Origin of the sequence: Brassicibacter mesophilus, assembly GCF_050433385.1 — a bacterium.
GTDB classification, from domain to species: domain Bacteria; phylum Bacillota; class Clostridia; order Tissierellales; family Proteiniboraceae; genus Brassicibacter; species Brassicibacter mesophilus.
The window spans coordinates 37993-58544 of the sequence record NZ_JBNPXI010000013.1 but is presented as its reverse complement, the minus strand read 5'-3'; the positions used below and the strand labels follow the sequence as shown (position 1 = coordinate 58544).

General features: G+C 30.5%; 24 protein-coding genes. All 24 read left to right on the top strand.

Annotated features, from left to right (window positions below):
• Positions 1 to 18: 18 nt before the first annotated feature.
• A complete protein-coding gene (locus tag HNR33_RS13765) occupies positions 19 to 636 on the top strand; it encodes an NUDIX hydrolase (protein ID WP_429084350.1) in 618 nt (205 codons plus the stop codon).
• 91 nt (positions 637 to 727) lie between these two features.
• Positions 728 to 1357 (top strand): hypothetical protein, encoded by a 630-nt coding sequence (locus HNR33_RS13760; protein ID WP_429084348.1) that lies wholly within the window; start codon positions 728 to 730, stop codon positions 1355 to 1357.
• 75 nt (positions 1358 to 1432) lie between these two features.
• A complete protein-coding gene (locus HNR33_RS13755) occupies positions 1433 to 2212 on the top strand; it encodes a class I SAM-dependent methyltransferase (RefSeq protein WP_429084346.1) in 780 nt (259 codons plus the stop codon).
• Between the two features lie 181 nt (positions 2213 to 2393).
• On the top strand, positions 2394 to 2945 hold the full coding sequence (locus HNR33_RS13750) for a GNAT family N-acetyltransferase (protein WP_429084344.1): 552 nt from the start codon (positions 2394 to 2396) through the stop codon (positions 2943 to 2945).
• Between the two features lie 57 nt (positions 2946 to 3002).
• Complete coding sequence (locus HNR33_RS13745; RefSeq protein ID WP_429084342.1) at positions 3003 to 3620, top strand: lactate utilization protein; 618 nt, start codon at positions 3003 to 3005, stop codon at positions 3618 to 3620.
• A 41-nt stretch (positions 3621 to 3661) separates the two neighbouring features.
• A complete protein-coding gene (locus HNR33_RS13740) occupies positions 3662 to 4252 on the top strand; it encodes a hypothetical protein (RefSeq protein ID WP_429084340.1) in 591 nt (196 codons plus the stop codon).
• Positions 4253 to 4724: 472 nt separating this feature from the next.
• Positions 4725 to 5624 (top strand): GNAT family N-acetyltransferase, encoded by a 900-nt coding sequence (locus HNR33_RS13735; protein ID WP_429084338.1) that lies wholly within the window; start codon positions 4725 to 4727, stop codon positions 5622 to 5624.
• A gap of 274 nt (positions 5625 to 5898) precedes the next feature.
• A complete protein-coding gene (gene yqeK, locus HNR33_RS13730; RefSeq protein WP_429084336.1) occupies positions 5899 to 6522 on the top strand; it encodes a bis(5'-nucleosyl)-tetraphosphatase (symmetrical) YqeK in 624 nt (207 codons plus the stop codon).
• A gap of 127 nt (positions 6523 to 6649) precedes the next feature.
• Positions 6650 to 6991: a DUF3795 domain-containing protein gene (locus tag HNR33_RS13725; RefSeq protein ID WP_429084334.1), complete on the top strand. Its 342-nt coding sequence runs from the start codon at positions 6650 to 6652 to the stop codon at positions 6989 to 6991.
• Positions 6988 to 7449 carry a DUF1905 domain-containing protein gene (locus HNR33_RS13720; protein ID WP_429084332.1) on the top strand — a complete coding sequence of 154 codons (462 nt, stop codon included), beginning with the start codon at positions 6988 to 6990 and terminating at the stop codon, positions 7447 to 7449. The genes HNR33_RS13725 and HNR33_RS13720 overlap by 4 nt, the downstream gene beginning before the upstream one ends.
• A gap of 109 nt (positions 7450 to 7558) precedes the next feature.
• Positions 7559 to 8209, top strand: a complete 651-nt coding sequence (locus HNR33_RS13715) for a DUF1905 domain-containing protein (protein ID WP_429084330.1) — start codon at positions 7559 to 7561, stop codon at positions 8207 to 8209.
• Positions 8210 to 8361: 152 nt separating this feature from the next.
• Positions 8362 to 8808, top strand: a complete 447-nt coding sequence (locus HNR33_RS13710) for a hypothetical protein (protein ID WP_429084328.1) — start codon at positions 8362 to 8364, stop codon at positions 8806 to 8808.
• A gap of 261 nt (positions 8809 to 9069) precedes the next feature.
• A complete protein-coding gene (locus HNR33_RS13705; RefSeq protein ID WP_429084326.1) occupies positions 9070 to 9795 on the top strand; it encodes an HAD family hydrolase in 726 nt (241 codons plus the stop codon).
• A 400-nt stretch (positions 9796 to 10195) separates the two neighbouring features.
• Complete coding sequence (locus HNR33_RS13700; RefSeq protein ID WP_429084325.1) at positions 10196 to 10645, top strand: hypothetical protein; 450 nt, start codon at positions 10196 to 10198, stop codon at positions 10643 to 10645.
• 238 nt (positions 10646 to 10883) lie between these two features.
• On the top strand, positions 10884 to 11612 hold the full coding sequence (locus HNR33_RS13695; RefSeq protein WP_429084323.1) for a DUF975 family protein: 729 nt from the start codon (positions 10884 to 10886) through the stop codon (positions 11610 to 11612).
• Between the two features lie 254 nt (positions 11613 to 11866).
• Positions 11867 to 12397, top strand: coding sequence for a GNAT family N-acetyltransferase (locus HNR33_RS13690; RefSeq protein ID WP_429084321.1), 531 nt, complete (start codon positions 11867 to 11869; stop codon positions 12395 to 12397).
• Between the two features lie 324 nt (positions 12398 to 12721).
• Positions 12722 to 13552, top strand: coding sequence for a PhzF family phenazine biosynthesis protein (locus HNR33_RS13685; RefSeq protein ID WP_429084319.1), 831 nt, complete (start codon positions 12722 to 12724; stop codon positions 13550 to 13552).
• A gap of 284 nt (positions 13553 to 13836) precedes the next feature.
• A complete protein-coding gene (locus tag HNR33_RS13680; protein ID WP_429084317.1) occupies positions 13837 to 14268 on the top strand; it encodes a hypothetical protein in 432 nt (143 codons plus the stop codon).
• 90 nt (positions 14269 to 14358) lie between these two features.
• Entirely contained in the window at positions 14359 to 14751 is a 393-nt protein-coding gene (locus HNR33_RS13675; protein ID WP_429084315.1) for a YkvA family protein, read from the top strand.
• A gap of 119 nt (positions 14752 to 14870) precedes the next feature.
• Entirely contained in the window at positions 14871 to 15698 is an 828-nt protein-coding gene (locus tag HNR33_RS13670; RefSeq protein ID WP_429084313.1) for a DegV family protein, read from the top strand.
• A 168-nt stretch (positions 15699 to 15866) separates the two neighbouring features.
• Positions 15867 to 17021 (top strand): DUF362 domain-containing protein, encoded by a 1155-nt coding sequence (locus HNR33_RS13665; RefSeq protein ID WP_429084311.1) that lies wholly within the window; start codon positions 15867 to 15869, stop codon positions 17019 to 17021.
• 77 nt (positions 17022 to 17098) lie between these two features.
• Entirely contained in the window at positions 17099 to 18160 is a 1062-nt protein-coding gene (aroB, locus tag HNR33_RS13660; protein ID WP_429084309.1) for a 3-dehydroquinate synthase, read from the top strand.
• 34 nt (positions 18161 to 18194) lie between these two features.
• The gene (gene aroA / locus HNR33_RS13655; protein WP_429084307.1) at positions 18195 to 19496 is read left to right on the top strand and encodes a 3-phosphoshikimate 1-carboxyvinyltransferase; all 1302 of its coding nucleotides are present in this window, start codon (positions 18195 to 18197) and stop codon (positions 19494 to 19496) included.
• On the top strand, positions 19474 to 20547 hold the full coding sequence (gene aroC, locus HNR33_RS13650; RefSeq protein ID WP_429084305.1) for a chorismate synthase: 1074 nt from the start codon (positions 19474 to 19476) through the stop codon (positions 20545 to 20547). Before aroA ends, aroC begins: the two co-directional genes overlap by 23 nt.
• Positions 20548 to 20552: the final 5 nt, after the last annotated feature.

The window sequence follows — 20552 nt, the reverse complement described above, 5'->3', positions numbered from 1 at the left end:
GGTTAAAGGAGAAATTTGATGGAAAGACAATGGTTAAAATGGGCGAAACAGTTACAATCAACTTCACAAGCAGGGTTAGAATATTCAAAGGATATATTTGATATAGAGCGATTCCAACAAATTAGAGAGATAAGTTTAGAAATCATGAGTAAATATACTGAAATTGATCATTCAAAGCTTAAAGATCTGTTTGGGAATGAATCAGGATACCAAACTCCAAAGGTTGCTATCAGAGCAGCAATATTTAAAGATGGAGAGATATTGCTTGTTAAAGAAAAATCAGATAATAAATGGGCACTTCCTGGGGGATGGGCTGATATCGATAAGTCAGTTTATGAGAATGTAAAGAAAGAAGCTATGGAAGAAGCAGGTGCAGAAGTACAACCAAAGAGAATAATAGCAATATTCGACAGGCAAAAACACAGAACAGATAATTATCCGTATTCAGTATATAACATATTTGTAGAGTGTGATTATATCCAAGGCGAGTATGGAGACAACATAGAGACAAGTACATGTGGTTTCTTTAAGATAGAAAGCCTGCCAGAATTATCTGAAGGAAGAAATTCTAAAGAACAAATAGAATTATGCTTTCAAGCAAGGCAAGAAGACAAGTTCGAAACTGTATTTGACTAATATATATTGAACTAGCACGTATCCTCAATATTTCATTGAGGACAAAATAATTGTGACAGTAGAATATTAAGAGTTACGAGGAGGAGATGGCATGAAGAAGATTTGTCTACTAGTTTTTATGTGTATACTTCTTGTAGGATGTAGCACTTCTATTCAAACAATAGAGGATGAAGGGTTAGCAAAGGGGACATTCATAGTAACGCCCACTTCATTATTTGAAACTGCTGAATTGAAGAAACTAGAACCTCATCTAGATATGAAAACCGGTTGTGTAAAAATACAATATAAAGGTGATAAAGAGTGGATTCAAACTAAATACGAGATCTGGGAGGAAGGAAAATTAAAGGATTCTTATGGTGATTTTGGTATTCGAGTAGCATATCCTAATGAAAATAAAAGTGAATACAATGGATTAATAAGTATAAGTATAAAAGATAACTTTCTACTTGATGACTTTAAAACGGCACCTAAAATGATTATGACAACTGCAATTGATAGATCAAGTTTTAGAACAATAATAGATAGGTATGATTTAGACTATGGATCAAGTGTATATAACCTATTAGAGCCAGTAGTAGGGAAGGATACAGAAGAAGTTGCAGCATGGGCTTTAATTGGAATAGATAATAAACAAGATGAAGGATATTCACCTGAACCAACCATTGAAGATACAGTGAAGAAATCAGATTGGGCACTTGTGCTGAAAGTTTATTTTAAATAATAGATTAGAAAAATCGTATAATAGAAATAATTAGTTCAGAATATTTAGGATATATAGCTAAAAGGGGGATAAGAGATGACGAAAGAGAGAAAAGAAACATTTAATGAGGTATCAAAGAAATATGAGAGGATAAGACCGACTTATCCTATAGAATTATTTGATGACATAGTAAAATATTCTGATATTAAAAAAGGTAGCAAAATATTAGAAATAGGGTGTGGCACTGGAAAAGCTACTCAGGGGTTTGTGGATCTGGGGTATAAGAATTTTACTTGTATTGAGTTGGGTAGCGAATTAGCGAAATTAACGAAAGAAAAATTTAAAGAAGCAACCACTGTAAAAGTGTTTAATATGCCTTTTGAAGAATGGTCTAGTGATCATGATAACTTTGACCTGGCAATAGCAGCTACTTCATTTCACTTTATAGATCCTGCGTTAGGGTATCCTAAGGTAGCGAACTTATTGAATAAAAAAGGGTCAATAGGCTTCTTTTGGACTGTTCATGTTCAATCATATAATGATATCTACTCTGATATAAGAAAAGTTTATCATAAATATGCACCACAACTAGATGATTCTAAAATACCTTTACCTAAAGATGCTATAAATACCACAAAGCAATTAATACTGAGTTTCGACTTGTTTGAAGATTTGACTATCAAAGAATATGAATGGAATGAAACTTATACGGCTGAAGAATATATAGCTTTATTAGATACTCATTCAAAACATAGGTTATTACCTGAAGAGAATAGAGAACTATTATTTGAAGGAATTACAGATATAATTCATGGATATGGAGGTAAAATTCAAAAGCAACACTTAGTTGCACTGTACTTAGCTAGGAAAAAATAGAGATAAATGTGTATAGTATTTTAACGTTTATTGCTAACAGCTAACTAACACATATACCGTGACTATATGAGGTTAATTTAAGGACAAGGATATGAAGTCTTTTTATTCATAATTGTTTGAAGTATTCTAATGTTTATAGTGTTAGGATATCTATTTTGTATTTATAAGGAAGTGATTTAATATGTTCTTTTATACTATAGAGACAGAAAGACTTATTTTAAGGGAACTAAATGAAGGTGATTTTTTATCTATTCATAGTTATGCTTCAGACCCTGAAGTATCAAAATATCTACCTTGGGGACCAAATAATGAAGCAGATACAAAAGTTTTTTTAGATAGAGTTATAAAATACCAATATGATAATCCAAGATATGATTATGAAATCGGAGTCGTAACAAAAGAAGATGATAATTTAATCGGTGCTTGTTCAATACATGTATCAAACTCGTACAATAAAGAAGGTTGGATTGGATACTGTTATAATAAGCAGTATTGGGAAAATGGATATGGTTCAGAGACAGCTAAATACATTATTAAGTTTGGATTCGAAGATTTAAAATTACATAGGATCTTTGCTACATGCGATCCCAATAATATTGGGTCAGCGAAAGTGTTAGAGAAGATAGGGATGAAAAAAGAAGGCCATTTAAGAGAACATAAATGGCAAAAGGGAAGTTGGAGGGACTCATTCCTGTATTCGATTCTTGAACATGAATATAGGGAGAGCTTATAATAAATCTTTATTATTTGGTGGGCGTTTCTTGTAAAAATACTAGGGAGGTTGAACAAGATGGATAAGAGCATGAGATTAGAAATAATAAGAAATTTTAAGGCTAGAAACATAGATGTTTCTTTTTTTGAAACATTAGAAGATGTTAAGAATAAAATAATTGAATTAATACATTTAGATTGTTCAGTAGGCATTGGAAACTCAAAAACTTTAAAGGAAATCAATGTATCAAAGATACTAAAGGAAAGAGGAAATATTGTATTTGATAAAACACTGGCTGCAAGTAAAGAAGAAAGTAAGCAGATGAAAAAAAAGTCGCTATTAGCTGATTGGTATATAACAGGAACAAATGCTGTCTCAAAAGAAGGACATTTAGTAAATATAGACCATAGTGGAAACAGAGTAGCAGCAATGATGTATGGTCCAGACAATGTAATAGTTGTTGTTGGAAAGAATAAGATATGTAATACACTAGACGATGCCATAAACAGAGCTAGAAACATATCAGCTCCACTGAATGCAAAGAGGGCTGGATATAATCCGCCTTGTTTAAAGCTAGAGAAATGTGTGGACTGTAAAACAGACGAAAGAGTTTGTTTTAACTTAGCTATTATAGAAGGTCAATTCGTAAAAGACAGAATGAAACTTTTTATCGTAAATAACGAGTTAGGATTTTAATATGAGCATACATGTTATTACTAAGATTTGGGGGAGCAATAATGACTATTAATAGTAAAGAATCAGTAGATGTATTTAATAGGATGTACTTTAGAAGCTTTAGGGCAAGGAATCTCATTGCCTGGAGCTTTACATATACTATACTTATGTTTTTCTTTTTTGACACAGCATTATTTACAATTAATTCATTATCTGTTCCCTTAATTGGGATATTAATATATTTTTTTATGCCAGATAATCTTTATAAAGAAAATCAGAAATTAATAGATGAGTTCTATAAAAGAACACAAGATAGTTGTGACAATAATAAAGAGACCATATCTATCGTATGCAATCTAGTAAAGTTTGATGGACCTACATTTGGAATTTTAAAGATTACTCCGAAAAAGCTAAGCTTTACACCTTTAAGAGAAAACATTCAGGATCAAGCATTTGATTTTAATGAGCAAGAAATAAAGCAGCTTGATGTAACCATAACTAATTCTAGGAGATTAATATTCAATAGAATGTGTTTTAAGCAGTTATCTAAATTATTAAGAATTTCATGTAAACAAAAGAAAATGTTCCTACAGGCACCAGAAATAGAATCTACATTAAAAACAATTAAAGAATATTTAGATAATGTTAAGTAAATGTGTGTTATCAAACCTACCTTAACTTTTTTCAAAATAATGATCTTATTTCCATATCTATTATATCCACAAGTATTTTTCTCTAAGAAAAAATCACAAATACTAAATAGCTTTACTCCAAAATTATCTGTATTTATTCAAATAGAGAAAACCTAAAAACTCTATTTAGCGTATAATGTCGAGTTCAGTTAAAATAGTAAAAGGAGATCAAGTATAAAAATAGAATAATAATATTGGTAATAAAATAATAAATTACAATTTTGATATATTTAAAAACTGGAGTTAATTTGCATAACTTACTACATGTAGTAAGTATTTTTATTAGAGTTAGAGCAGAAATGACATATTGTACAGACATTAAAAATACTGGACCAGTCATGATAGTGCAGTTCTTTCGTGTCTGAAGTATTTATTCAATTATTTATTTCAATATATTATTGAGTTTCCTATAAAATTAGGAAGGGGGCATGGTATGGATTATATAAAAATAAATGAAAAAACTTATGGATATGCTGTTAATTTCAAGGATAATGATGTACTAAGAAATAGCTATAATAATTTAACAAGAAAAACGTATGGATTCGATTTTGAACAATGGTACCAAAATGGGTATTGGAAAGATAAATATATTCCATATGCACTTATAGACGGTAATACAATTATTTCTAATGTATCTGTCAGTATCATGGATTTCTTCTTAATGGGAGAAAAAAAGAGATTTATACAAATTGGTACGGTTATGACAGATAAAGAATATAGAAACCAAGGCTTGAGCAGATATCTTATGGAAAAAGTATTAGAGGAATGGAAAGATAGATGTGATTTAATATATCTTTTTGCCAATAATAGTGTTCTTGATTTTTACCCTAAATTTGGCTTTAGCTCTGTGCCCGAATATCAATACTCTAAAGAAATATTCGCAAGAAGCTTAGCATCAGATATCATAAAATTAGACATGTCAAATAAAAAAGATAGAAATTTTCTTTTTGATACAATCAATGGCTCATTAAAGTTTGCTCAGTTGGCTATACATGATAATGCGTCACTAATTATGTTCTATTGCACATCACTTATGAAAGAAAATGTTTATTATATCAAGCATCTTGATGCTATTATAATAGCAGAATTTAAAGATGACATATTGTTTTTAAACGATATTTACTGTAAATGGAATGTGTCATTAGATAATATCATTGAAGCAATAGCAAACAAAGAGACTAAAAAAATAGTTTTGGGGTTTACACCTAAAAACACATCTTCATTTGATAATAACTTATTACAAGAAGAGGATACAACCCTTTTTGTCATGAAAGACAAATTGAAAATTTTTAATAATATTAAAATAATGTTTCCAGTTTTATCCCACGCGTGATGAGAAAAAAACTAAAATTAAAAAATTTATCATATAAAAGAGAAGCTAGATAAAGAGCTTGGAAGTTTAATCATAGGATTTATATATATCTTAGCTTTGTTTAATTTACTTTAGCTTGAAAATTTCAATAATATCTTTATGATAGAAAGAAGGTATACATATGATTAATATTGTATCAGAGGCAAAGAATTGTCTTAAAAATTCATCAAAAGAAAATGGGCTGGCGACTGGACAAGTTAGGTCGATTTCTTCAGCATTATAGGGAGGGGTTTATATGCATCCTATTTTATTAGAATTAAAGGAGCAACTAGAGTCTATAGATGATACATTTGGAGAAAGTATTAATCTACTTAATAAATACAACAAAGTTACTGTCGCTGAGCACTCAAAATGTGTAGCAGCCGAGGCAGAGCGGCTTGCCAGTATATTTGGAGTAAACCATAAAGAGGCAAAAATAGCAGGTATTTTGCATGATATTAGCGCTGTTGTTCCAAATGAGAAGAAGATAGAAGTTTCTGAATCGTTATATATAGATATATTGTCTGAAGAGAGAGAATTTCCACCAATCATTCATCAAAAATTATCTAAAGAAATTGCAAGAGTTATATTTGGGATAACAAATGAAAGAGTTTTAAGTGCTATTTGTTGTCACACAACACTAAAGAGTAATCCAACTCAATTAGAAATGATTTTATTTATTGCAGATAAGCTGAAATGGGACCAAGAAGGAACACCTCCATACTTAGAAAATGTACATGATGGATTAAAGCAGTCATTGGAAAATGGAGTGTTTGCTTTTATAAAGTATTTGTATGACAATCAATCTAGTCTAAAAGTTGTACATCCTTGGTTAGCTGACGCATATAACTATTTGAACGAATTACTTGATCTAAAATAAAGCTCAATCTAAAAGCATTTGTTTGAGGTGTATTTCAGGTATATCACAAGCGTTAGACGTTATGTGAGAGATGAGGGTTGATATATTTTTTGAAAGGTTAATATAATAGGAAGGCGAGGAAAGTGAAATGAATAAGATAGTCGCATATTGTGGTTTAGTTTGTGATGATTGTCCTGCGTTTATTGCTACTAAAAATAACGACTTAGCGCAAAAAGAAAAGCTTTCTGAGGAATGGTCAAGTCCCCAATATAAGGTTAGCCCAGAAGATATAAATTGTACTGGATGTCACTCAGATTCTAATGTTGTTTTTAAGTTTTGCAGGGAATGCGAAATACGTATATGTGGAATTGGAAAGGGAAAAAACAACTGTGCTTATTGTAATGAATACCCATGTACAAAGCTTGATATTCCTTTTAAAAATTCTCCCCAAAATAAAGAAACACTAGATCAAATAAGAGAGAGGCTATGAGAATAGATATGAGTAAAGAATTTAATACAACTTTACGAAAACTTGAAGGCAAAATGGAATGGACAGTATTCTTTATTCCATTTTCTGTAGAAGAAGAGTATGGAACTAAGGGCAGATTTAATGTAAAGGCTATAATTGACGGTCACTTTTTTCCAGGGACATTGTTACCTAGTAAAAATGGACACTATATGGTTTATAATAAAGAAGTAAAATCGATATGTAAAAAAGAAATAGGAGACAGCATTCATGTAATTCTAACACCTGATGTTCAAAAGAGGGAATTAACTATACCAGAGTATATCCAAGAAGCTATAAGAAATAATCCAATTGCAAATTTAAAGTTCAATGAATTACCATATTATATTAAGAGAGAAGAGATAAACAAGATTGAAGAAGCAAAGAAAGAAGAAACAAAGAAAAGAAGGTTAGAAAAATTAATACATAAATTGACTTTATAATACTGCTTCATTGTGAAAGTCAGAAAGACAGTTTTAGTTAATTGTAAGCAATTTACAGGATGAAATACAGAAATCATGAAGTCATTTGATGGATAATGGGAGGCTTATAATGAAATACCAATTTAAAGGAAAAGTATTTAAAGAAGGAGTAAGAACATTTGTCAGTATTCCTTTTAATGTATGGGAAGTATCTGGGCAAAAAGGACTTATACCTGTTAAAGTGTCAATAGATGAATTAACTTTTGAATGCAAACTAGTGCCTAAAGGAAATGGAAACTATTATATACCTATTACTAAGGCTGTTTTGAAAAACTTAATTTTAGAAGAATTCAATGTATCTTTTGAAGTGATAGATTCATTAACACGTATTAATAATAATAGTCCATACAGTTTGAAAAATCCTATAAGAAAAATAGATAATATTGAGATTATTCAACCTGAAGATGGATTGTGTGGACAAGCATGTATTGCAATGCTTGCAGGAGTACCAATAGAGGAAGTAATTTCTTTAATGAAATCAAAAAAATGGCAGGCATCTTTAAGTAAGGTTATTGAAGCATTAGACTATTATGGAATTGCACACTCGGATAAAATGGTTTACAACTGCAAAAAAAATAAGAAACTTCCAAAATGCTGTATTATAAACACAAGAGGACATTTAATGCTTTTTTATGATGGAAAATATTATGATCCAGGTAAAGGGATAATGAAAGAGTATGATCAAAATCAAGTAACTGGATACTTGGAAATAATTTTGTAGTTGAGTAAGTTTAATTATTATGTATCTAAAAAGATATCTGATGATAGATAAAAATTCTTGTACGAGTTTTTTGAAAGATTAAGCGTATAAGAAAAAAATAGAATTTTATTTAGTTCATTAAAAATTGAGAATGTATCGGAATGGTGGCGAATATGAAAAAATATATCATTTATATTATTTTAATAGTAATATTATTAGTATCAGTTTTTTTTGTAGGAATAAAGATAAGTAAAAAGCAAGAGGTAGATGGAGTAGTTGAATATGCAGGAAAAGGGAAATGGTGGGATGTAGTATATATTTTTGATAAAGAAAGATATGAGGATAAGCATGTTAATTACTTCAAGATAACTTATAAGAAAAAAGGAGAAATCGTAAAATTAAAAGATATTGATATTACAATTACATCTAAAGGTAGTATTATTACAGGTAATGTTGGAGATATGGATGTTAAAGAAAGAATTAATGAAGAAGGGTTTCAAGAAATATTATTTTTAGTAGGGACAGTAAATCGTAAAACATATTTTCAGGACAAATATAAAATAAATATTAAGTCCAGTAGTAAGTCAGACACAGTCAATTTAACATACCAAAAGCAATAAAGGCAAGTTTAACTACACATGTGCGGAATCAGAGACTTTTTGACTATAAGAAATATAACGGAAATTATGAATGTAATAAGTGTTTATTGATAGTTAAGAAAATACACTTAATATAAGAAAGAAGAAATGGATAGAAGGTTAAAAATTGACATTAAGTATGAGCAGCAATAGTACTTATAAATCGAAATATAATAGAGCTACAGGTGGTCATCTAAATCTAGATAATCTAAAGACAATTCTATATCTTTTATGGAGGTTGAAATGAAAAAAACTAAAAATATTAAAGCTATTTTATTTGATTCAGGAAGAACTTTGAACATTCCTAGGACTGGTCATTGGTTTATAACGCCTAATTTTTATAGAATAATTGATACCTCAAAAGTTGAAAGTAAACAAGACTCGTTTGATAGTGCAATGGAAAAAGCTTGCAACTATATAAACAAGATAAAATTTGTAAAAACTGAAGAAGAAGAGTTTCAGATGTTCAAGGAATTTTATAGGATTGTTTTGGAAGAAGCTAAATACGCCAATATAGATGAATTTACTTTAAATGCTTTAGCAGAAGATAATGTTTTTAACGATGATAAATTTTTGTTTTTTGATGACGTAGAGATTTCAATAAAAAAGCTAAGTCAGGAATATATATTAGGAGTAGTTTCAGATACATGGCCTTCTTTAGAGAGAGTATTCATTAATAAAGGTTTAAAAGAATATTTCTCAACTTTTATAATGTCTTCAATTTATGGCTCAAATAAATCTGAGAAAATATTGTTTGAAAAAGCCCTTGAAGAATTGAAGATTGAATCTTATGAAGCTATATTTATTGATGATAATGAAACAAATCTTATAGCTGCAGACGAATTTGGAATGGTGCCTATATTAATTGATAGGTATGAGAGAAAGGATTTGAAAAGTAAGTATCCAATAATCAAATCACTAGAAGATTTATCTATATTTTTGTTAGAAAATGGCCCAGACATTTATTAGAAGAGAATAATGATCAGAATGCAGCCATTTGGAAGAGGGCACCATGTGTTTAATTATAGAGATCTATAAATCTTAAATGAAACTAATGAACCATATCAAATTAAAGAATTAAATATGGTTGTCTTATAAGTGAAATTAGAACTAGTATAGAACCACACCTAAAATACAGGGTATATGAGAAAGGACATAAAATAACTCATGAGCCATCAATCAGTTCAAGTATGTAAAATTTAAAAAAGAGTTTCTATAAATGAAAGAAGATATTATAGAACGATAATAGATTAAATAATGCTATATCATAACTCTTAGTTCAACTAGCTGACAGATTTTATATTATGAGAAGGTTCAATTTTTTTAACACTTATTTTAGTCTATATAATGGAATGGGAGAGGAATTTGAATGAAGATAATATTTCGCTTACTATTTATTTTACATAGCTTTGTAGGAATAGGAGCTATGGCTGGAGGATTAGCTGCTATTACAAATCCCCAAGAACCACTTGGAGTACCAGTTGAAATACTAAAATATTCACCTTTTAATGATTTTCTAATACCTGGAATTATTCTGTTTGCAATGATTGGTATTGGAAATATATTTAGTGCGCTAATGATTTATTTAAAGTCAAGATATCAAGGATATATTAGCAGTGTCTTTAGTTGGGCTTTAGTCATTTGGATTGTAGTTCAATGTATAATGCTTAATTCAGTTGTTTTTCTGCATATTTTATATTTTGTCATTGGATTAATTGAAGCCGTTTTATCAATAATCATTTTGTTTAAACAGCGTTTATTTCCAACAGATATTATCCTAAAATATTACAAAGAAGTAAGAAAAGGAGTGAAATGTTGATATCTGAACCTCTTTTCAATATAGAAGTAATAGCACGATGTGGCTGACTGTATCAAGAGAATTTATAGGAACTGAATATTCAACAAGTCTTTCATAAATATTTGTAAAGAAGAAAAATATGAAAGAGAGTTATATATTGCGTTCAACATTTAATAACGAATATTATGGAAGTTATAACTATACCATTTATTATATTGAATACAGGATATCTGCATGTTTTGTCTTGGGAGGAGATAATATGTGGACGAGAGGATTAATTAAAGAAAGAGCTAAAGGAGTATTAAAATTTAATTATTGGAAGGCATTTGTTGTGAGTTTAGTTATAGTAATTGCAGGTGGAAATAGCAATGGAGGAGGGGATATCAGTATAACGAGAGAGTATAGTAACTTTGAAAATACATTTATAGGACATGTGGAAATGATGTTTGGAAGTTTTACATTATTTCTAGTATCTATTGTGTTTTTTTTGATCATTTTGAGAGTTTTTATAGGATACATGCTTGAAGTAGGTGGAAGAAAGTTTTTCATTAGAGCAGCAGAAGGTGAGTCATATATGGGTTATCTTGGTTATTGCTTTCATGAAGGAAGATATTTCAGTGTATTTATAACAATGCTACTTAGAAGTATTTATGTATTTTTATGGACCTTATTATTAATAATACCAGGAATAGTGAAATCATATGCATATCGCATGGTGCCATATATTTTAGCAGATAATCCTTCAATAGGATATAACAGAGCAATAGAGTTAAGTAATGAGATGACGAAAGGAGAAAAATGGAACATATTTGTACTTGATTTATCATTTATAGGGTGGTATTTACTTGGAGCATTAGCTTTCTTAGTAGGGGTATTATTTGTGCAGCCATATGATGATGCTACAAATGCTGAATTATATTTAATTCTCAGACAAGATGCTATAGCAAGAGGGTTAACTTCATATGAAGAGTTAAATATGACAGAATAATCAATGATAACTTAGTATTATGGATATTTTAGATTAATAAAACCACACCAGCTTCTTTTCATGAAACTACAGTAAAAGAGGAACTAGACAAACGAGGTATTAATAAATTAATTATTGTATGCCTTAGAGACTATCTTTTAAATGTTAGTTACAATAAAAATGTGAAGGCTACAGTTATAGAAATTTAGCAAGGAACAATATGTTGTGCAATTATAGAATGATTTTTATCATAGTGACATGGAGGGAACGACTATATGGAGAATGTTATATATAGAAAACTAGCAGTAGAAGATTGCCAGTGCATAAATGAAATGAATCCATCTCAATATATTGGAAAAGCATGGAGAAAAGTGAATGGTAAACATCAATTAGTTGAAATCAATTACCATGATTTAGATTGGCCAAATGGATATGAATATCATTACAACAATTTGAAAGAGACCATTATAAATGAGGGTAGTGCAATTGGTGCTTTTGATAATAATAGACTACTAGGCTTTGCAACCATCAATCGCGAATTTTTTGGTGAAAAATATAATTATGTTTTACTAGACCAACTTTTCATTACATTGGAATGCAGAGGCAAAGGAATAGGAAAAAAATTATTCATGCTTTCTGTCGATGTAGCAAGAGAGTGGAAAGCAGATAAAATTTATATCTGTGCTGGTTCTGCTGAAGAAACAATTGCCTTTTATTGTGCAATAGGTTGTAAAGAAGCAGTAGAAATAAACAAAGAGTTATATGAAAGTGACCCAAGAGACTATCAATTAGAGTTTTCACTATAATATTTTTGAGATAGTTGGGAAAATATTATTTAGAGTCAACAATAAAAAGTTTAATTGGTAGAAGAAGGGTGGGCAGATATTTAGAAATATCTTAAAATCATAAAGAAGAAAACAAATCATGTAAAATATTATTTGAACACAGATCAGATTTAATATCAGATGAACAGCTTGAGAATTGTTATAACTGGATAAGTAAGATATTAAGTGATTAATAATATGGAATCGAGTATTGTAAGAGAATTGACTTTTAGACATCTAAAAGTCATGTAGAGAATCAGAATATATTTTAGTTAGTAGCTTTTACACTTGATGCAAGGAGGAAAAATGAAAAGGAAATCTATAAAGATATATCAAGTTGATGCTTTTACAAATAAAATATTTCAAGGTAACTCAGCAGCAGTATGCATGTTAAATGAATCAATTGGAGATACAGATATGCAATCGATCGCTCAAGAAATGAATCTTTCTGAAACTGCGTTTGTATTACCTAAAGAAAACAATATATTTAAATTAAGATGGTTTACTCCTAAAAGTGAAGTCTCGTTGTGCGGTCATGCTACTCTTGCCGCCTCAGAAGTGCTATTTAATGAAATTAATATAGGATATGATGAGATTATCTATGAGACAAAGAGTGGTATACTTAAGGCAATTAAGGAGCCATATGGGATATCCTTGAATTTCCCTAGTGACGAGCCTATGGAATATAATAGTTTAGATACAGATGACTTACTAAATGCCATGGGAATATCTAAGCATGCTAATATTATTTTCGGGAACAGAACAAAGAAATTAGTTATACATTTGGATAACGAAGAGGAAGTAAGGAGAATAGCACCTGATTTTCAATATATGAAAAAATTAGATTTAAAAAACATCAAAGGAGTAGGAATCACTGCACAAATGAATGGAAAGTATGATTTTATTTCTAGATACTTTAATCCATGGGCTGGGGTAAACGAAGACTCCGTTACTGGTTCAGTACATACCTTATTGGCCACATATTGGGCGCACATATTAGATAAGAAAATCTTAAGAGCATATCAGGCTTCTTATAGAAGTGGAGAGATACTACTCAGATTAAAAGACAACAACCGTCTAGAATTAATTGGTCAAGCAGTAGTAGTATTAAAAGGTGAGATATATCTGTATCAATAAACTAGCTAAGAAGATTAGATTCTATTATAATTAATTCCTTATCTAACATTACTTTGATAACATACTTCTTAATTGTTGCTATTTTATTCTCTTATATTTCATATAAACAGGCTATATTGCTAGAGTTAGAAGGAGTGTCATATTGGCTATGCACATGCTTAGACTGTTTTTTTGTATAAGTCAAGCATTAGAATAATCAAAGTTAAATAATATTTTATATTTTGAAAAAAGAAGAAACAGAGTAAGAAAGCATTTATGATATGAACAAAGATTAGGAGGTATTCATGAAAATAGCTCATTTAGCTGTAGAAGGAGAAAATATTAAAAGAATAGCTCATATTTTATCTAATCATCGAGATGAATATAATGTAGACAATCCATATGTTTATAGTTCAGGAGACATAACAGTGATCATGAGAGAAGGATTTTATTTCAGAATTTCATCAACACTTGTGTCTGTAATTATTCTTAAGTTTATGAACGATAATAAAGTAGAAATAGAACTGGTTGTAAGCGGAGGAAAGAATGGAGTACTTATGCACAGTTGGGGAGCCGAAGATAGTGAAAATAGAAGTATAGTGCATGAACTCATGAACACGTGTGTAAGTAATGGATGGCAGATAACAAACATTGAGCCAGAAGACCTCAAAGAATCATTTACTAAGACTCTTGTTAATAAGTTCAAAAAAAAGATGCTGAATCCTTTTAAAAAATAGATTTGTTAATACTTAGAAGTGTCAATAAAATATAGTCATAGATTGCGACTGTAATATAAACAAGATATTATTAATGGAAGAGGTATATAATTGATAAGCTTTAAAGAGACCTATGAAAAGATGAAAATTGAGGCTGAGGGGCTAAAAAAAGAAATATTCGCCTTGTTTCTTGCATATAGAAGATCAGATGTACCTTGGTATGCAAAGTTGTTTACAGTTATTGTTGTTGGATATGCACTGAGCCCTATAGATTTGATTCCAGACTTTATACCTATATTGGGTTATCTAGATGATTTAATACTAATACCTTTAGGTATTTCGATAGCAATAAAGTTAATTCCTGATAAAGTTATAGATGAATGTAGAATTCAAGCTAAAGATCTTTTTAAAGATCGCAAACCACAAAATCATATTGCTGCAATTATAATTGTTTTAATATGGTTATTAATCATTTTTATGATTATCTCAAAAATATTTTTCTGAAAAGGACTTACTATGCATATCGTGCTAAATTTTTAAACAATTGTCATTCATATTTCAAAATAACTTGCACTTGGTATTAGTATCTGGTACTATATTCTTAAATATAAAGGGGGAATAGTATGAAACCAGTGCAAATTATAACTGATAGTACTGCGTATATTTCTAAAGAATATGCTCAATATAACAATATAGAAATAGTACCACTTTCTGTTGAATTATGTGGAGAAGTACGAAAAGAAGGTTATCCAGGAGACTTTGAGGATTTTTTTAATAAATTAGTAGATTCAAAAGGCTTTCCCAAAACATCACAGCCATCCGCAGGTGACTTTGTTGAAGCATATAAGAGAGCCTTTCAGAGGGGCGATGAAATAGTAGCAATTTTGTTTTCATCTAAGCTTAGTGGTACATATAACAGTGCATGTGTAGCAGCAGAAATTGAAGCTCCAGATAAGATCACTGTTATAGACACTGAGTCAGCAGTAGGAAATTTAAAGTTCTTAATAGAGAAGGCTGTAAAACTGTCAAAAACCGGAGCATCTAGACAAGAGATAGTTGATATGGTCAATACTGATAGAAAAAATACAAGTATAAATTTGACTGTTGAAACCCTAGAGTATTTAAAAAGAGGAGGAAGACTATCAAACTCAAAAGCATTAATAGGAACAATATTAAATATAAAGCCAATTATTGGATTAGTTGATGGGGAACTTATACCAGTAGATAAAGTAAGAGGAAAGAAGAAAGCTATTGAAACAATGATAGATATGGTGCCAGATTATGTAAAGAAAATAAGCATAGGGCATGTTCAAAATGACAATGAAGCAAATAAGCTTAAAGAACTACTTGAAGAGAGATTTAAAGATGCAGTAGTAACAGTTGATGAAATTGGACCAGTTATTGGTTCACACATTGGTCCTAATGCAATAGGTATTTGTTCAAGTTGGTAAAATAGAACATTTGACATTCAGCTTAGATTAAGTTATAACTTGATCTAAGCTTTTTTGTTAAGTCAATTATTTTAAGCCATAATAATATCCTACATTGATAGTAATACTATATGTAGAAATTGCTTTAATTTTATGATATCCTCATATCAAGAGGACGGTGAAACTTTAATGAAGAAACAAAAAGTATCCCTAGTAGAATGCAGGAATTATGATTATAGCTTAGTAAAGCAATCAATTATAGAGAGTTTTGAAAACCTTGGTGGAATTGAAAAATACATAAATAAAGGCGAAACAGTATTATTAAAGCTTAACCTGCTAATGAAAAAGAAACCAGAAGAGGCAACAACTACTCACCCTGTTTTTACAAAAGCACTTGCAGAAGTGCTAATTGAATATGGTGCGAATGTATTGATTGGAGACAGTCCTGGAGGCCCTTTCAATGAAAGAATGCTAAGAGGAATATATAAAATTTGTGGGATAGAAGATGCTGCTAATGAGGTGGGCGCTAAGTTAAATTACAATACTAAGTCTGCGGAAGTAAGTAATGAACAGGGTAAAATATTAAAGCACTTAACTGTAGTAGATATGCTTAATGATGTAGATAAAATTATATCAGTTTCTAAGCTTAAAACTCATGGTATGGCAATGTTTACGGGAGCAGTAAAGAACATGTTTGGCATTATTCCTGGTGTATTAAAAGCAGAATATCACTTTAAGATGCCTGATATAAAGGATTTTTCAGATGCATTGGTAGACATTTGCTTATGTGCAGCCCCGATTTTATCATTTATGGATGGAATAGTAGGTATGGAGGGTGCTGGACCTTCAGCAGGCACTCCGAGAGAAATAGGCGTTGTACTTGCATCTACTAGTCCATATCATCTAGATGTAGCTGCGACATCAATAGTAAGTATTGAACCATCAAAAGTTCCTACAATCCAGAGATGTATTGAAAGAGGAATATGCTCAGGTAGTCTAGATGATATAGAATTACTTGGACATGAAATAGATCACTTTAAAATTCTCGATTTTGAGGTTCCAGAGATAAGAAGTGTTCATTTTATAGATGATAAAAAACCCGGACTTATAAGAGATATTTCAAATGCTATTTTAAAGCCTAGACCAGTATTTGTTCATAAGGACTGCATAGGGTGTGGTGATTGTGCGGAAAATTGCCCCCCTAAGGTTATTAAAATGATAGATAGAAAACCTAAAGTCGATCTTGACGGATGCATAAGATGTTTTTGTTGCCAAGAGCTATGTCCTAAAAAAGCAGTTGTGATACATAGACCTTGGTTGATGAAATTACTTTCGAAGATATAGACTATTAAGCATTTCGTTCTTTCACATAAGAATGAGATGCTTTTTTGAAATAATGTCAAAAAACGGGAGGTAGCTTAATGTATAAGCTAAATATAGATGTTAAATATAAACAATACGATATTGTAATCCAAAAAGGACTATTTAAAAATATTGGTAAAAATATAAAAAAAATATATAATAATAAAAAGATAGTAGTAATGACGGATCATAATGTTGAGGATATATATGGTGACGCTTTAAGAGATAGTCTAGAAGCAGAAGGTTTTAAAGTTGAGACAATAGTAGTTGCTGCCGGAGAAAGCAGTAAATCACTAGAAGTATTACAACAGGTATACACTAGATTAATAGATGCAAATGTTACTAGAGGAGATATGATTATTGCTTTTGGTGGAGGAGTAATAGGGGATCTATGTGGTTTTGCTGCCGCTACATATCTAAGAGGGGTAAAGTTTATTCAGATTCCAACAACATTGTTAGCGCAAATAGATAGTAGTATTGGAGGTAAAGTAGCAGTTAATCATTCAAAAGGGAAAAATCTGATAGGAAGCTTTTATCATCCAGAAATTGTACTTATTGATCCAGAGCTATTAAAAACATTAGATGATAAATTTTTATATGATGGAATGGCTGAGGTAATTAAGTATGGTTGCATTAAAGATAAAAACTTATTTAACAATCTATTAGAATATAACTCTGCAGATGAATTATTTAGAGATATTGAGAAAATTATATTTACTTGCTGTAGTATAAAAAAATATGTTGTAGAAAGTGATGAAAGAGATATAGGTATGAGAATGTTGTTGAACTTTGGGCATACTTTAGGACATGGTATAGAAAAATATTATAATTATGAAAAGTTTACTCACGGGGAAGCTATTGCTATAGGTATGTACAATATTACAAAAAGAAGTGAAGAACTAGGGATTACAAGCAAAGGGATAACAGACTCAATTGAAAAACTTTTAAAGAACTGGAGATTACCATATAAGCTTCCTGACGTAGATAAACAACAAATTCTTAATACTATTTTTTTAGATAAGAAAAGTGATGCGGATTACATAAATTTAATATTACTCAAGAATATTGGCGACAGTATCATAAAGAGAGTACATAAAGAGGAAATGATAAAATATATTTAATATAAATAATAACAGCTACTGAGGTGATATATAAATGAAAGGCATAAGAATAATGCCTTCGCCATTAAATGGGGAAGTATCAATACCGCCATCTAAAAGTATTAGTCATAGAGCAATAATTTGTGCAGGATTGGCGGAAGGCATAAGTAATATAGGAAATATAGTATTTTCTGATGATATTACAGCTACATTAAAAGGAATGGAAGCTTTTGGTATAGAAATAGTAAACATATCCGAAGATTATATACATGGGAATAGCAAAATTACTATTAACGGAAGTGAAAAATTAAATATTTTTAGTAGAACAATTAACTGCAAAGAATCTGGTTCAACGCTGAGATTTTTGATTCCTATTTCAGGTTTTTCTGGTAAAACAGTTACATTTACAGGTAAAGGTAAGCTTGTTGAGCGTCCACTGGATGCTTATTATAAGATATTTGATGAGCAGAATATCAAATATAATAATACAAATGGTAAGCTTCCACTTACTGTCGAAGGTTTACTTAAACCAGATATCTTTGAAGTAGAAGGGGATATTAGTTCACAGTTCATTACTGGACTTATGTTTGTTCTTCCACTTTTAAACGGTGACTCTCGAATAGTAGTTACTTCCGAGCTTGAATCTAAGGGTTATGTAGATTTGACAATAGATGTCTTAAAGAAATTTTCTATTCTTATTGAGAATAATGCTTATAAAGATTTTTATATAAAGGGAAATCAAAAGTATAAAAACATAGCTTATGTTGTTGAAGGAGACTTTTCTCAGGCAGCATTTTGGGTTGTAGCAGGTCTTTTAAATGGAGGAATAAAATGTTCTAACATAAATATAGATTCGTTACAGGGTGATAAAGCTATTTTAGATGTCGCAAAAGCTATGGGTGGAAAACTAAAGTTATATGATGATAACATTGAAATAAGTAAGTCATTTACAAAAGGTACGACAATAGATGCATCACAATATCCAGATCTTGTACCTATATTAGCAGTTCTTGGTTCGTTAAGCAGTGGAACAACTAAAATAACTAATGCAAAGAGATTACGAATAAAGGAATCTGATAGGCTAAATGCAATAACCACAGAATTAAACAAATTAGGCGCAGATATAATGGAGTTAGAGGATGGTTTAGTTATTACAGGAAAAGAGCAACTAAGCGGAGGAACAGTAGACAGTTGGAACGATCATCGTATAGCTATGGCATTAGCAATTGCATCAACTAGATGCACATCTCCCGTCTACTTAACTAATTATGATTCAGTAAAGAAATCATATCCTACATTTTGGGACGATTTTAAGATGCTTGGAGGTAAGTTTGATGAGTGGAATTTGGGGGAATAAATTTAAAGTATCCATTTTTGGAGAGTCACATGGTAAAGCTATTGGCGTAGTTCTAGATGGTGTTCCATCAGGGATGGAACTTGATTTTGATTATATTAGTACTGAGATGAAAAGAAGGGCACCGGGTAAAAATAAGATATCTACTTCTAGAAAAGAGGATGACCAATATGAAATAATGAGTGGAGTTTTTAATGGCAAAACTACTGGTACTCCATTATGTGCACTGATATGGAATAAAAACCAACATTCTAAGGATTATGAAGTTTTAAAAAATATAATGCGGCCAGGACATGCAGATTATACAGGATATGTTAAGTATAATGGATTTAATGATTATAGAGGAGGAGGGCATTTCTCTGGAAGACTTACAGCGCCAATTGTTTTTGCAGGTTCTATAGCAAGACAAATTTTAGAAGAAAAAGAAATAATTATTGGAAGTCATATAAAAAGCATTGGTAGAATACATGATGAATCTTTTGATGGGATTAATATGACTAATGATATTTTAGGCGTTATTAGACAAAAAAAATTTGCTGTAATAAATGATGAAGCAGGATTAAATATGGAACAAGCTATTATTAAAGTCAAAGAAGAAGAGGATTCCTTAGGAGGAATAATTGAAACAGCGATATTAAACTTACCTACTGGTATTGGCGCACCATTTTTTGATTCGGTTGAAAGTAGATTATCAACTATTATGTTTTCTATACCTGGGGTTAAAGGTGTAGAATTTGGAGCAGGATTTGATATAGTCAATATGAAGGGCTCTGAGGCAAATGACGAGTATTATATAGAAAACGATGATATTAAAACATATACTAATAACAATGGCGGAATATTAGGAGGAATTACTAATGGCATGCCTATTATTTTCAGAACTGCAATTAAGCCTACTCCATCTATAGGTAAGCTTCAGAAAACAATAAATATTAATGAGAAAAGGAATACAGAAGTTGAAATTCAAGGTAGACATGACCCATGTATCGTGCCAAGGGCAATACCTGTAATAGAAGCAGCAACGGCAATCGCAATACTCGATATGATAATTTAGTTGGA

Bases quoted from the DNA above. Each gene is read 5' to 3' on its own strand.
- HNR33_RS13765 (WP_429084350.1), top strand. From the start codon at position 19: ATGGAAAGACAATGGTTAAAATGGGCGAAACAGTTACAATCAACTTCA.
- HNR33_RS13760 (WP_429084348.1), top strand. From the start codon at position 728: ATGAAGAAGATTTGTCTACTAGTTTTTATGTGTATACTTCTTGTAGGA.
- HNR33_RS13755 (WP_429084346.1), top strand. From the start codon at position 1,433: ATGACGAAAGAGAGAAAAGAAACATTTAATGAGGTATCAAAGAAATAT.
- HNR33_RS13750 (WP_429084344.1), top strand. From the start codon at position 2,394: ATGTTCTTTTATACTATAGAGACAGAAAGACTTATTTTAAGGGAACTA.
- HNR33_RS13745 (WP_429084342.1), top strand. From the start codon at position 3,003: ATGGATAAGAGCATGAGATTAGAAATAATAAGAAATTTTAAGGCTAGA.
- HNR33_RS13740 (WP_429084340.1), top strand. From the start codon at position 3,662: ATGACTATTAATAGTAAAGAATCAGTAGATGTATTTAATAGGATGTAC.
- HNR33_RS13735 (WP_429084338.1), top strand. From the start codon at position 4,725: ATGGATTATATAAAAATAAATGAAAAAACTTATGGATATGCTGTTAAT.
- yqeK (WP_429084336.1), top strand. From the start codon at position 5,899: ATGCATCCTATTTTATTAGAATTAAAGGAGCAACTAGAGTCTATAGAT.
- HNR33_RS13725 (WP_429084334.1), top strand. From the start codon at position 6,650: ATGAATAAGATAGTCGCATATTGTGGTTTAGTTTGTGATGATTGTCCT.
- HNR33_RS13720 (WP_429084332.1), top strand. From the start codon at position 6,988: ATGAGAATAGATATGAGTAAAGAATTTAATACAACTTTACGAAAACTT.
- HNR33_RS13715 (WP_429084330.1), top strand. From the start codon at position 7,559: ATGAAATACCAATTTAAAGGAAAAGTATTTAAAGAAGGAGTAAGAACA.
- HNR33_RS13710 (WP_429084328.1), top strand. From the start codon at position 8,362: ATGAAAAAATATATCATTTATATTATTTTAATAGTAATATTATTAGTA.
- HNR33_RS13705 (WP_429084326.1), top strand. From the start codon at position 9,070: ATGAAAAAAACTAAAAATATTAAAGCTATTTTATTTGATTCAGGAAGA.
- HNR33_RS13700 (WP_429084325.1), top strand. From the start codon at position 10,196: ATGAAGATAATATTTCGCTTACTATTTATTTTACATAGCTTTGTAGGA.
- HNR33_RS13695 (WP_429084323.1), top strand. From the start codon at position 10,884: ATGTGGACGAGAGGATTAATTAAAGAAAGAGCTAAAGGAGTATTAAAA.
- HNR33_RS13690 (WP_429084321.1), top strand. From the start codon at position 11,867: ATGGAGAATGTTATATATAGAAAACTAGCAGTAGAAGATTGCCAGTGC.
- HNR33_RS13685 (WP_429084319.1), top strand. From the start codon at position 12,722: ATGAAAAGGAAATCTATAAAGATATATCAAGTTGATGCTTTTACAAAT.
- HNR33_RS13680 (WP_429084317.1), top strand. From the start codon at position 13,837: ATGAAAATAGCTCATTTAGCTGTAGAAGGAGAAAATATTAAAAGAATA.
- HNR33_RS13670 (WP_429084313.1), top strand. From the start codon at position 14,871: ATGAAACCAGTGCAAATTATAACTGATAGTACTGCGTATATTTCTAAA.
- HNR33_RS13665 (WP_429084311.1), top strand. From the start codon at position 15,867: ATGAAGAAACAAAAAGTATCCCTAGTAGAATGCAGGAATTATGATTAT.
- aroB (WP_429084309.1), top strand. From the start codon at position 17,099: ATGTATAAGCTAAATATAGATGTTAAATATAAACAATACGATATTGTA.
- aroA (WP_429084307.1), top strand. From the start codon at position 18,195: ATGAAAGGCATAAGAATAATGCCTTCGCCATTAAATGGGGAAGTATCA.
- aroC (WP_429084305.1), top strand. From the start codon at position 19,474: ATGAGTGGAATTTGGGGGAATAAATTTAAAGTATCCATTTTTGGAGAG.